General features: G+C 35.0%; 9 protein-coding genes. 2 read left to right on the forward strand and 7 right to left on the reverse strand.

What is annotated here, in order from left to right:
- The 5 genes from QZ562_RS15245 to QZ562_RS15265 form a co-directional block, all read right to left on the reverse strand.
- Nucleotides 1-1,603, reverse strand: a 1,603-nt coding sequence (locus QZ562_RS15245) for a formyltransferase family protein (protein ID WP_293761834.1), incomplete at its 3' end; no start/stop codon positions are given.
- 36 nt (nucleotides 1,604-1,639) lie between these two features.
- Complete coding sequence (locus tag QZ562_RS15250; protein WP_293761835.1) at nucleotides 1,640-1,795, reverse strand: DUF2897 family protein; 156 nt, start codon at nucleotides 1,793-1,795, stop codon at nucleotides 1,640-1,642.
- Nucleotides 1,792-2,466 (reverse strand): M15 family metallopeptidase, encoded by a 675-nt coding sequence (locus QZ562_RS15255; RefSeq protein WP_293761836.1) that lies wholly within the window; start codon nucleotides 2,464-2,466, stop codon nucleotides 1,792-1,794. Before QZ562_RS15255 ends, QZ562_RS15250 begins: the two co-directional genes overlap by 4 nt.
- A complete protein-coding gene (gene dapE / locus QZ562_RS15260; protein ID WP_293761838.1) occupies nucleotides 2,463-3,590 on the reverse strand; it encodes a succinyl-diaminopimelate desuccinylase in 1,128 nt (375 codons plus the stop codon). Before dapE ends, QZ562_RS15255 begins: the two co-directional genes overlap by 4 nt.
- On the reverse strand, nucleotides 3,587-3,931 hold the full coding sequence (locus QZ562_RS15265) for an ArsC family reductase (RefSeq protein ID WP_293761840.1): 345 nt from the start codon (nucleotides 3,929-3,931) through the stop codon (nucleotides 3,587-3,589). The genes dapE and QZ562_RS15265 overlap by 4 nt, the downstream gene beginning before the upstream one ends.
- A 1,939-nt stretch (nucleotides 3,932-5,870) precedes the next feature.
- Here QZ562_RS15265 and QZ562_RS15270 point away from each other — a divergent pair.
- Nucleotides 5,871-6,938 (forward strand): patatin-like phospholipase family protein, encoded by a 1,068-nt coding sequence (locus tag QZ562_RS15270; RefSeq protein ID WP_293761842.1) that lies wholly within the window; start codon nucleotides 5,871-5,873, stop codon nucleotides 6,936-6,938.
- A 783-nt stretch (nucleotides 6,939-7,721) separates the two neighbouring features.
- Here the strand turns inward: QZ562_RS15270 and QZ562_RS15275 are convergent.
- Nucleotides 7,722-8,063, reverse strand: a complete 342-nt coding sequence (locus QZ562_RS15275) for a hypothetical protein (RefSeq protein ID WP_293761844.1) — start codon at nucleotides 8,061-8,063, stop codon at nucleotides 7,722-7,724.
- 1,303 nt (nucleotides 8,064-9,366) lie between these two features.
- Nucleotides 9,367-9,639 carry an RNA-binding protein gene (locus tag QZ562_RS15280; RefSeq protein ID WP_293761846.1) on the reverse strand — a complete coding sequence of 91 codons (273 nt, stop codon included), beginning with the start codon at nucleotides 9,637-9,639 and terminating at the stop codon, nucleotides 9,367-9,369.
- Between the two features lie 1,894 nt (nucleotides 9,640-11,533).
- Between QZ562_RS15280 and QZ562_RS15285 the strand changes: the two genes are divergently transcribed.
- On the forward strand, nucleotides 11,534-12,385 hold the full coding sequence (locus QZ562_RS15285) for an alpha/beta hydrolase-fold protein (protein WP_293761848.1): 852 nt from the start codon (nucleotides 11,534-11,536) through the stop codon (nucleotides 12,383-12,385).
- Nucleotides 12,386-13,366 lie beyond the last annotated feature (981 nt).

Raw genomic sequence — 13,366 nt, forward strand, 5'->3', positions numbered from 1 at the left:
GCTTTGAAATATAAGTGCAACAAAGCATCACGTACTCATAAACGGAAAGATCCTCTTTCAAATTCTCTTCAAAATCATGTAAAATCAGTCGGTCATAATGTCTAATCTTACGGTCGCTATAATAATTCTCGACGGCAATGGTAAACGTATCGAGTAGCGTAGCAATGATATGATATCCTGAAATTTCTTTTTCAACCACTTCTTTACTTTCATATACTTTCTCAATACTGATTTTAATAATATCATCAATTTGAGCTTTGTACTTAGATTTATCAAGCAAAGATTCTGAATATTTCCCTTTTAAAATAGCCTCTTCATTTTCAATAAACATAGCAACTGCTTCCGTAATTAATGTGTTTATGGCGAGGGATCTTAAGTACGCCAATCGATCTGATGTCCTTGAAAGCTGGTTGTATTTTTCAGTATTAATCGTTTCCTTTACCAGTGTTATTAAATACTCTAAGGCAAACTCTTCGTCTATTAAAACTAGGTTTATTACATCTTCAAAAGCAATTATCGTATAACAAATATCGTCTTCTGCTTCTACTAAAAATGCCAAGGGGTGCCGGCAGTAATTAAAATCTCCAGTGAGATCCCTTTTAATCAACCCCAATTCTTGGGCGACTTCTTCAAAAAACACTTTGTCAGATTGAAAAACACCGTATTTTTTGTCTCCTATATAAGGAGTGGGTTTTTTAGGAAGTGACTCTTTTGGGTATTTCATAAAAGCACCTAACGTTGCATAGGTTAATCGCAAACCTCCCTCAACACCATTTCTTGTTTCGGTTAAAATCTTAAATCCATTTGCATTGCCTTCAAAATCAATAATATCTTGATATTCGAACAGCTTGAGATTTTTTTGTTGAAAATTGTTGAGCTCCTGCTCATGGGGAAATGAGAAGTAGTTACCCTGTGAATAAGTAGAATAACTTTTACACTTTCCTTCGTTTTTAATTTGAGTTATAGCGTTAACCACATCATTAACACCCTGTTTATAAAGTGATAATGTGTTGTATAAATAAGAGCGACGATAATCCAATATTCGTTTGCTGATAGTCACTATTTCTCCGCTATCTATGCCACTGTCTCTAATATAATGGACAGTAGTGGCACACTTAGCATTATTTTGTTGCATGGCTCTAAATGTTGCCATGACTCCACGGAACATAGGTAGTTCTCCAGAGTGCAAGTTGATAACACCGAATTTGGGTACAGCAATGATTGCAGGTTGTAGGATGATGCCAAATCGAATTGAAATGATAAGGTCCGGTGCAAACTCATTTACTTTTCTAAATCCGTCTTGACAGTTTATCGAACGAATATCTGAAACTTCTAAGCCCAGTGTTTTAAATCCATTAAAACTGAGGAATTTCCCAATGATGGATGATGGCGCATTTTGTAGGGCAGGAAAGAGTATTTCGTTAAATAAACGTTGTTCAAAAAAAGCGAGTTCTACTAATTGCTGTGGTTTTTTTTGAATGCTTTGCCCAACAGTTGCCGACAATAAAAGTCTAAATTGATGCTGTTTGCCAATGGTTTGAAATAAATAATTGAGCGCTAAATTGCTAGCGATATCTTTATTAGCCAGTAATAATATTTTCATTGAAAAAATTCTTAATGGTTGATGTTGAAAGTGAAATTAATCATCCTTGTCTTCAAATCGATCATATGAGGCATTGTTATCCTTATTAACTATAGGCATAACCTGATTGGCACTTTTTTTTAGTAGTAATATGTTTCCAATAATCATGCCAAAGGCCAACGTAATAATCAGTACCACTATCCAAGTATTCATATTAGACCTCTATTTAAAATGAAGCGCTGATAAAGGTTGTCCATATTAGACAAGATTGTATCTAAACCAAAGATATCTGTCTTTTTAAGATGAGCCAATAACATATGTTCGTCTTGCACGGCACTCATTTCATCTGCGCTTGATTGAAAGCTTAAATGCCACGGCTCCCGAGCAATGCCACCTTTATACTCAGAATAAGGCCGGGTAAAACCAAATTTTCTGGCATTTTTGTTTAGCCAGTTGCTAAGTAAAGCACAAGGGCCTTCATCGTATTCGCTGCAGACTAGCTTAAAATCATGCTGACTTTGTTCTATAGATTTTTTGTCATAGACATCTAAGTCAGTGCCCCAATGATGACGGCTGGCTCCTGGTAATGCAGTCCAAGTGAGTATTGCTATTAATTTCTCTTGATCCGAAAGTGTTGAAGCATCCAAGGCTTTTTCATTAACGTCCAATAGTGTTGCTTTTCCTGACCACTTGTTTTGCCAAATTTGTAATTGACGCTCAAAACTTCGATAACTGCTAACGATTCTTATATCTACATCGTCTTCAGATGCCGCTGCTTGCATTTGTTTAAATGCTTCACAGACTTCAGGTAAAAGTTGAAAGCCGTTTTGGCATTCTACTAATATGCTGTCATCTTTACCTAAAATATGAGCTTGAGTGATCACGTCAACAACCGTTTTAATATATCTTGATAAATATTAGCGAGAGTATCGAGGTCGTCAATTTTCACACACTCATCTATCTTGTGGATGGTTGCGTTAACTGGTCCAAGTTCAATCACTTGCGCTCCAGTTGGTGCGATAAACCGTCCGTCTGAAGTGCCTCCAGCTGTAGATAACAGCGTTTCTCTGCCAGTGCAGTTTTTGATGGCTTGTTGTGTTGCTTGAACTAATTCGCCAGAGTTTGTTAAAAAAGGCTGACCATTAAATGTCCAATTAATATCGTAATCTAACTTATGAGCGTCTAAGACTGTAGTCACTCTAGTTATCAACTGTTGGTCAGTCACTTCTGTTGAAAACCTAAAGTTAAAACAAATTTTTAATTCACCAGGAATAACATTACCGGCGCCTGTACCGCCATTGATGTTAGATATTTGAAAGCTAGTAGGGGGAAATGAACTATTACCATTATCCCAGTGGGTGTTTGCTAATTCTGCAAGGGCCAGTGTCGACTCGTGAATAGGGTTTCTAGCCAGATGTGGGTAAGCAACATGCCCTTGTATGCCTTTGACAAGTAAATCACCAGTAAGCGAACCCCTGCGTCCGTTTTTGACAATATCTCCCACTTCATTAGTGCTTGATGGCTCGCCAACTAAACACCAAGTGATTTTTTCGTTTCGGGCTTCCAAGGTATCAATGACTTTAGTAGTACCATTTATGAAGGGGCCTTCTTCATCGCTGGTAATTAAAAAAGCAATTGAACCTTTATGTTGTGGGTTCGTTTTTACAAAATTTTCTGTCGCCACTAGCATTGCAGCTAGGCTACCTTTCATATCTGCTGCGCCTCGGCCATGCACATAACCATTTTTTTCTGTGGCTTCAAAGGGTGGAGTTTGCCAATTTTGTTCCGGGCCTGAAGGCACCACGTCTGTGTGACCGGCAAAGCAAAACAGTGGCTCAGCTGTGCCTTTTCGAGCCCAAATGTTCTTAGTATCAGCAAAGGTTAGGTCTTCAATTCTAAATCCCAAAGGTTTAAGTATATTCACCATCAACTCCTGACAACCTGCATCTTCAGGGGTAACAGATTTTCTGTTGATTAAATTTTTAGTCAAATCTAAAGTACGACTCATAAAAATACCTTCGCGTATTGTTCTGCTTTAAAACCAATAAAATATTTATTATTGCAAATTAATATTGGGCGCTTGATCATTGCTGGATATTCAAGCATTAATGTTAGGGCTGCAGTTTTATCAAGGCCTTGTTTTTTTTCTTCAGTTAATTGACGAAAAGTAGTGCCACGCTTATTTAACATTATCTCCCAGCCTAAGATTTGTTCTGTAGCTTCTAACCATTGTTCATCCAAACCGTCCTGTCTGTAATCGTGGAAGGTATAGTCGATGTTGTTTGTTGATAACCAAACACGTGATTTCTTGATGGTGTCGCAGTTTTTAATGCCATACAGGGTGGTCATGATGTCCTATTGAGTTAATAATTTCCTATAACACCGACTATAACGATAAAAGGTGATTCAGGTAAAGTATGATCATGAGGCTTTTGAGCGTCCGATAAGAATACTTAATCTAATATTACATAAATAGCAGATGGTTCATTACTTTATATGTGTTTAACAAGCTAAGAAATGTAGTGTATAAACTTAGAAAATAGCGAATCAGATCAGTGTGTTTGCCACCGACTACTAAAATTTTATTGCCCTTGGATAAAACTTAACATTTAAAGTTAAGCTAAACTAAACTAAACAGGTATTTTAACTAAGCAATCACTAATGTGACTGTTTGTATATCGGTAGCTCTTATCCAAACTACGTTTAAAGTGAAAGCAATAACCGGTGCGCCTTATTAAGATATACTTTTACCGTGCTATTTTTCATAACTTTTTCACAATTTTGTCAGTGACGCGGCAGATTCAAAGGTGATTGTTTAGCACTTGTGCTGATGTTAAGTGTTTATGAAAATATTAGTTACACGATGATGTAAAAGGTCTGTTTTTTAGCTGTTTTTACCTATTTTCTAAAAATTATTAAAACCGTTTAACGATAATCCACATGAGGCATAAGAGCCTGTTGGATAAATTATCTGACTAATTAAGGTTGAGAACTGAATTTTTCACACTCAGTATAAGTGCTTATATAAATTATTCTCTAAGTTTTTTATTACCTGATGAGGCGTTTTCTACTGTGCAACTGCTTGTTGACAATCGCTTGAAAATTCAAAAATGTAATGACGAATAGTGTTTTCACAACAGTAAATATAATTTTTCTTTTAGTATCTTTGTGATTTCAACCTTACTTCAATTAAGCGACCAACTCTGTGCAAAATTCATAAGATTTATAAGTCAGATTTAGCCTATTATTTAAGGATTAATAACATGCCTACTTGTTACATTACCCAGCCTTAGTATTCAAATGTATTTACATATGCGGTAATTCACGAGATACCGTTACAGATATAACCTAGTACTAACGTAAATTCTATAAGCCATCGTTATTGCTCAATATTTTTTATAGTTCGTTAACACGCTTAACTTCTTTATTCCTTCCTTAATCCTCAACTTTAAAACGTATCTCATCATCAGATGTGAGTTAATTACGCCACAAAAACTGAATTAATAAAAAGGCTTTGCGGGTATGTTAATAAACGACTGTATTTTGTTCGTTAACAGACTATTAATGTCGATGGTTTGTATAAGTTGGAAGTGAACTGGTATAACGTAGCGACTCGATAACAGCATCCTAATTCTTAATGATAGCTCAGGCGTGAAGGTCTTTTGTTTATAAGTTACAACTTTATGTTTGGCGAAATGTAATACTAACCATCGTTTTTAAAATTAAAACAAAAACAGTCGACTGAAATAATACCAAGTTAGGCTTATCCACCATATCTGTGGATAACTCTGTTGAGTACTGTTTATATGTTGTTTAATATACTGATAAATATGAAAAATTTACGACTGGTTGCAAAACACCCTAAAACTCAAAGTTGATCGAAATTACATCACTTTAAGGTTGTTTATGAGTAATATAAAGATAGCTATATCAGTGTAGTTGGTAATAACCTTATCTTATACACAAGCGGTAAGCGTTTTTCATACATCTGTTTTAAGGGAGTAGTAAAACTCTTGAAGTATAAATAACAAAATAAAAATTCTATGCAAATGCTGAACGCTATTGCCTATGATGAAGTGCTTATCATGCATAAATAGTGGAACAATACATAGCCGTGTAGTGATTTCTTTGATTTAGATGTGTCTATTGTGCAAGTTGTTAATGTCGGTTGAACTTTTATAACGTTTCATAGATTCAACTTAAAAACACGCTGAATGTTTAAATGATTTAGTTTACTGAGATATTTTATTTTGATTAAAAATAATAGTGTTTATAAAAAAGGAAAAACATGCAGGTTTTAGATATTTATGCTGGAAAAAACGCCCTTTCAAGGATTAAAAAGGAAGGTTTTAGCTCAGATTTATTTGATTATATGTTGGGCGCATCCGGCGGACCTAAATGGTTTGTGTTAGCAGGATTGGATCGTTATATCTTCCCTGAGTTTTTTTCGGGGCGTACCAGACCCCTCAATATCATCGGCTCATCTGCCGGAGCGTTTCGGTTCGCCTGTTTCGCACAACAAGATCCTTTATCTGCAACTAATCGTTTAGTTGAGTGTTATTCGCGTACGGTATATTCCGATAAACCGACGGCTAAAGAAATTACTGAAAAAGGAACGGCACTACTGAACTATGTATTAGGTCCAGATGGTTGTGAAGAAATTATTAATAATCAAGTCATTAAAGCGCATTTTATTGTGGCTAAGTGCAAAGGGTTAACTCAATTTGAAGCAAAGCCTTTACAAATGACAGGGTTGATTGCCAGCGCCAGTGCTAATGTGGTCAAACGTAAATGGTTAGAAAAATTTTATCAACGTTACTTATTTTCATCCCCTAATTCTGATTTAAAAGTCAACGATCCTAATAATATGTCTTCACATTTTGTGTCCTTGTCACCAAAAAATTTATCACAGGCTCTTATGGCATCAGGCTCTATTCCTATTGTGATTGAAGGTGTGAAAAATATTGATGGTGCACCAGTAGGCATGTATCGAGACGGTGGAATAATTGATTATCATTTTGACTTAACTTTTGGACCTCAAAAAGGCTTAGTGCTTTATCCACATTTTTACTCAAAACCAATACCTGGCTGGTTTGATAAGTCACTTAAAAAGCGTCTACCTCATGCTAGTAGTTACGATGACGTAGTCATGTTGGTCCCTTCTGATGAATTTGTAGCTAGCCTACCTTATGGCAAAATACCTGACAGAAAAGATTTTCAAAACATGCCAGCAGCACAACGTATAGAATATTGGCAAACGGTTATTTCAAAAAGTGATAGCTTAGGACAGGCGTTTAAAGACATGTATGATAATCAAAAAATTATTGAATATATTAAACCCATTGAATTTGCTTGAAATATTGGCATTGAATTCAGCATATTGGCTAAGTGGGTAAGCAACAGAACTACCTATAGGCTAATTTTTCATTAGTGACAGTAATAATGGACTTTTTATGTAAAAATTAAACTATCACGAATCGTTTTTTATTAATTATAAAGCAGTATTAGCTGAGGATATAAACTCGCTGAATTACATATGGCCGTTTGAATTGTTCAATTCTGCACTAAAATTAAATGGTTGTTCAGCAATGTTATGGTTGATTTGTAAATAAGAGCTTAGGACATTATTTGTATTGCTTTAGATGATTGTGATGGTCAAAAAGCTAGAAGCCACCAAAAAATTCTCTCCTATAACGGCTGATACGCTCACTAATACGTTCTGACTGAAGTAATAATGCCCTAAGTAAATTAAGCATTATCAAAGCCCAAGCTAACATTCTTCCTTAACGTTTTAAAATTAATCATCATCACCATAATCTAATTTTGTTGGCAGGAAGCAAAACTGAGGGCATAAGTTGCTGTATCCATGATATTTCGATGATTAAGAACACCGAATAAGCTGACTATGATCGCAAGATAACGGAGCTCTTAGATTCTTCTAATTACGCTATCAATGTGCTGCGGAATAAGGTTAAGTGAGGTGTTTTTTTGAGTACATAATCTGCTCCAAAATCTATTACTTCAACTTTGCGATAATTAAAGCATTTATTTTTAGCCTGTAAACTTCTTGTGAAGATTGCAAGCCTAATTACGATTTATTTGTAGTTCATACAAAACATCTTGAGAATCTAATATGCCCCTATGCCAATAATGGATTGGGATTAATTTTTGATACTTCAATTATCGAGTTGATATCAGTTTCAATAAAAGTAATGATACTTTCTAGACTATTTATTTGCTCCTCGTAAGAAACAACTTTCTCTTCAATTATGCCGAGTTTTTTGCTGAGTATTAAAAAACCTAGGCTAGCGCTAGATCCTCTCAAACTATGTATTTCGAATCTAAACTGTTTGATTGCAACCATAGATTTTGCAGTTTTAACCTCAGACCAGTATTTGACTATCAGAGCTAACTTTCCATCCAACTCAGCGACAAAAGAGAGGCGAAACCTCACTAGTGTTTGTTCCAACTTAGAATTCATTAGTATCCTTTAATTTTAACATTCCAACTAACGCTTAGTTGTTCCAAATCTGCAATGATAAATTACTAATTTATTGTTTGTTTGTACAGAAAATTGTGATGTTAATAAGTTTATTTTCACGTTTGAAATAGCTACTGTGGTTAGTTAAAAAGATAGGTTTTAAATTAACATTATTTAATCCATAGCGGTGTGATTTAAATCAAAGTATCTGATTGTTCTTGGTTTTTTAAATCGGCATGTTAGTGAATTTGATCAGTACGTTGGTTAATTTTGTAAGTAAAAGGATGAGAATGGGATATTTAAAAAAAGGTTACACACATAAAAACGGTATGTTAAATCAACTCATTAAAACGTTGAATTAGGCAAGCTGAAGTTTTATTTGATAGGCAAATTAAATATGGCTAACCGTCACAATATTATCTTCCTATTCGATATTTATCCTGATTACATAGAAACTTTGAGATACCTTTAGCAACAAATAAACAACACAATTTATTTTTATAAATTTCATGTTCTATATTTAAGTTATATGGCTTTCCAATGGGTGCATGTAACGATAAAATTGACATTACCACTTTTAGATAAAAAGTGAATTTTACTAGCAGCTAAACCAATGGGCGTATATATTTTATTGCATGGAACGAAGCAATGTTCAGCCAACTTATAAGGTGTACTTTAAACACGTCTTTGATTGCAGTTTAACAAATTAGGCAACCAGTCGAACATAGTATGCTGGAGTTGCTGATATTATTTTTTCTCTATTATTCAATATCAGTTTAACGTTCTTGGAGCTTTATTGGGCAAAGCGTTTAGAAACAGAAATACCTTATGCAGATGCCACTCATACAATTTTTATCCAGTGTTTCAGCGATGGAATCCATATACAAATACCGGCCTGCCATAATGGGTGTATGTGATGGGTTTTAGTTTATATTTGAGTTGCAAAAATGCCACTAAATTAATCAGTTCTTGTACTGTCATCATGTCATTAAATATTCGCATTTTGGAGCTTTCATCATCATCAGCAATATCTCCCTCAGGTAAGCTAAAACCTTAGGGGATTTGGGCTCATAACTACAACGAGCTAAAACAGAAATTAAAATAAACACTGTAAACGTTTTCATGTTGATGCCTTATCTTTATTAATAGACCAGGCATTAACATAAGGGAGAAGTTGTGACAGGTGGGTAATCGTCAGTGGCGTTTATTGCTAGGGATCAAATTTGTGGGTAAAAGTCATAGTTCTAACTCTAACTCAATAAACAACTGTTGCATCTTGAGCATTTATGATGTGATAACTGAACTAATCCTCTTTTGGTTTAGCTTGAGTTTCAGCCTTATCTTCTGCGTATTTAACTCTGATTTTATTAGCACCTAACATGCTGTCGTTAAGACTTTTAACTGCTACTTTTGCTTCGCCAGCTTTAGGCATTTCGATAAAGCCAAACCCTTTAGATAAGCCATTCGATTTTTCTCTGACTATGACACTTGATTGCACTTTGCCATGTGCTTCAAAAGCAGTTTGTAGTTCTTGCTCAGTGGTTTCCCTGTCAAGATTTCTGATTAATATTTTCATATGATGTGTCACTTCTTAGTTAAAGTTATAATTAGGCAATAATTATAACAGCTTAAGCTTCCCCAAACGATCTGATTTAAAAAACAGATGACGTCTCCAGGAAGATCTATCTGTTGTAAATACGTATGTAAAATTTATTAGATAACAGCTCTTTAAGCTATGACTTGGCTAGCTTAATGAAGGGATCATTAACGTGTTTGACAAATATTAATCAAAAGGGATTTTCCTTTTTTAGTTTATTACTCGTGTGTTCATTATTAGATACTCACTAGCACCTGAAAAAATTACCACACACAAGCAACAAGACGATAAAAAAGTTGCCTTTTTTTCTCTTAAAAACTGTAGATTGGGCCCTTTTTAAAAGATATTTACTTGGCTCTTTGGAAGCACTTACACTATTTATAAGCTTCGGTTAATAAGCTTCGGTTAATAAGCTTCGGTTAATAAGCTTCGGTGGACTAAATAACAAAGTGGAAAACGCAATATTCGCCACTTTATCGGTATGACATTGCAAGGGTAAAAAATGGCATTACACATATCTGTTATGCTGGTGAGCCCTAACCGGTGATCACCGATTATTCAGCTTATGTTATTGGTGGCGACAATCCTGATTTTGTTTAATGCCGAGAAGATTCATTCAATGCGGTTAAAAATAATTATTTTTATTATGCCATCGGACAAACTTCAAAGCATTTTTGCCCCAGTGTGAGCATTAGTCTTTGTTGATTAACGGTTTATTAAATCATCGCCCAAGGAGTTCGACAATAGTTCCCGTAAAGTTCAGTCTAATTTCCATATTTGTATGGAACAGTAAAATAAATTGAAGGGTATACTTATTGGGCGTTTCGACCTCGTACTTGAACCTAATGAATATTAGCCATTTGGTATTCAAAAGCATGCAATATTCTAGTCAGAAAAAACGGTGCCAGACTCTTGGTGTAAATTAAGAGGTATTGCCTAACTTTTGGTTAGGCAATCGGGTGGATGATTGTTGCTATGATATGGTATGGCTGAAATACTGCTGGTATAAATTTGGCGTTTTCCAAGTAGCTCATTAAACTCAAAAATCAATGAATGTTTTGTATTAGGTAAAGCGGATTATTTGTATGCTAATGCTAAGTTATAAATTTTCCATAAGGCTATAATGTAATACAACGAAAACGGAATTTTTTCCAGTTCAAACTAATCAACAAGGTACTGAGCAACAAATGTGGTTTTATTAATAAACCACGTCGAGCAACATATTATTAAGTAATTATTTTGTGGAAAAGGTTGAAGTGACCCAAATGCTAAACTTGGCTTAGTGGAGCATGTATTGATTGTTCGACTACCTTGTTTCACTCTGGCTAAAAAGTAGCAGAAGATAGCAGTGAAAATTTAGAACGGGGTGAACTATTAGATACCCGTATTTTTGATTACCGATGTGTGACTGTTTATTAGTGCCGGATAAACAAAGGAACGTTGACGGACGTTAATTAAATACGTCTTAAAAATTTATAGACATTATAACAATGTGATGAAAATATCCGCTTCTAGCCCAGTAATGTTGGTTAACTGTATGCCAATAAAATTAACGCTAGCAAGAACAGATCCATTAAATAGACGAAGTATTGGGTTAAAAAAGTCGAATTAGAGTGAAATTTAGAGCTTAGATTAGCTGTTGGTATTGGTTTGCCATGCTGACAATCTACAAGCATTATTCAGCTATTTTTAACAACAGCACAAATAAATTTAGCTATTTTTTTGACTGTTGAAAAATAAAACTATTACTAAAAGTAGAAGTATATTTACGTGTGCATTTATTAACTGAGAAAGAGCAAACCTTGATAGTTGAAAAAAAATTATCCATGACAGGATTAAGCTTATCATCCATACAATCCGTGGAGACAACGCCATGAGCAATCAGCTAATGATAAGAAATGTATTGTTAATATTGACCACAACATTATTCGCTTGTAGTGAGCCATTAAGAACCTCTAGTGTTGGCGACAATGTTGAAGTATTACCTTACCAATTCGTTATGCCTGGACTAGACAGACAGCGCAGTATTCGATTGTATTTACCCCCTAGTTATCAAACATCAGAAAAACGTTACCCAGTCGTCTACATGCACGACGGCCAGAATTTGTTTGACAACATGACTGCAAATGAAGGTGAGTGGGGGGTCGACGAATCACTCAACCAACTTGCCGAGAAACATGGTCTTGAGTTAATTGTTGTGGGTATTGATAATGGAGGCGATTTTCGAATGAATGAGCTTTCTCCATGGGTAAATAAACGTTTTGGCGAAGCACAGGGTGAGCAATATATGGACTTCATTGTAGAAGTCGTTAAACCCTACATCGATACCAACTTTCGGACCCGTGCAGACCGTCTACACACCGCTATTATGGGAAGTTCTATGGGTGGATTAATCTCTCACTACGCAGTACATGCCTATCCAACCGTGTTCAGTAAAGCAGGGATCTTTTCACCTTCTTATTGGTACTCTCAGCAGGTTTTTTCCTTTACACAACTCAAAAAAGCGCCATTAGATGCACGTTTATATGTAATGTATGGCGATAAAGAAGGGGATGGTATGATAGCCGATACTGGTAAAATGCAACGACAACTCAGACAGCAAGGCCACCCTCGGCAAAATACTGTGTTTAAACGCGTACCCAAAGGTGAACATAATGAGCAATTATGGCGCGCAGAATTTTCTGAGGCCATTCAATGGTTATTTCAGCAACAGCCTGCTTTCTAAATACACTCAGCGGTCAGACACTAACATTATAAAAATAACACATTTGAACATTACTTTTTAAGGCGCATCAAAAAACATCAAATTACTATTATTTTTAAGTGGCAAGGCTAATTTTAAGCCATACCAGTAAGTTGGATTGCTGGTCCACAACTGTCTAAGGACTTATAAAGAGAAATGAAACTAACTTAATTAATAGCAAATCTAATGATATTTTTGATATTAAACAAGTATTTTTTGATGCTACTCAAGCTGGATTCTGAGATAAGGAAGGTAGGTTTTTGTAGGTTCAATTGTTTTGCTCTGAGGACTTATGGTTTGAAATTGAGTCGGTGTATTTCGCTGTGAATTCATATTAATTTCCGTTTTTAGCGATAAAGTAATAGCTAAAAGCCCATCTATCTTTAATGTTTTGTCTTAAGTGCTGAAAGTATGTCAAAAAGTAAATCCCATTAATCATCAGCTTTAGTAAAATTCCGACTTAAAAGTTTACCGAATTGGTGCCTAATTTAACTATCGATAACACATTATCTTCGTCTTGCAATATTATTAAGTTTGCTTTTAACCCGCTTCCATCTTCGTTTTACTCTTTGCAATATCGTCTGATTAAGAAATACCAATATCAATATTAATCACGCTACCTTCCAAACCTTAAGCTCCGACATAGCCTGTTAATTTAAACGAGCGGAATATAAAGATTTTCACACCGCCAACAAAATTATACAAACTGCCCTGTAAATAAGCCTTACTACTAAACCTTTAATTGAGTATCGTATTTAGTACTTTGAGAAATGACCTTTCATAAAAATGTTTACCTGCGTTGCAACTGAGTCCATGACATTTCCTTAAGGTGATGGATAATTTATCATCAACTATGGGTCGTACATTAGATTTGGAAAAGACTTTTTATAATTTTTGAAATATATTTTAAAATATGTTTTGAAGAAAATATTAATTAAAAATTGGTATTAATTAACGTGGTCT

Source organism: uncultured Paraglaciecola sp., assembly GCF_913058035.1.
Lineage (GTDB): Bacteria > Pseudomonadota > Gammaproteobacteria > Enterobacterales > Alteromonadaceae > Paraglaciecola.

Coding starts and splice junctions, on each gene's coding strand:
- QZ562_RS15250 (WP_293761835.1), bottom strand. CDS start 1,795: ATGAATACTTGGATAGTGGTACTGATTATTACGTTGGCCTTTGGCATG.
- dapE (WP_293761838.1), bottom strand. CDS start 3,590: ATGAGTCGTACTTTAGATTTGACTAAAAATTTAATCAACAGAAAATCT.
- QZ562_RS15265 (WP_293761840.1), bottom strand. CDS start 3,931: ATGACCACCCTGTATGGCATTAAAAACTGCGACACCATCAAGAAATCA.
- QZ562_RS15270 (WP_293761842.1), top strand. CDS start 5,871: ATGCAGGTTTTAGATATTTATGCTGGAAAAAACGCCCTTTCAAGGATT.
- QZ562_RS15275 (WP_293761844.1), bottom strand. CDS start 8,063: ATGAATTCTAAGTTGGAACAAACACTAGTGAGGTTTCGCCTCTCTTTT.
- QZ562_RS15280 (WP_293761846.1), bottom strand. CDS start 9,639: ATGAAAATATTAATCAGAAATCTTGACAGGGAAACCACTGAGCAAGAA.
- QZ562_RS15285 (WP_293761848.1), top strand. CDS start 11,534: ATGAGCAATCAGCTAATGATAAGAAATGTATTGTTAATATTGACCACA.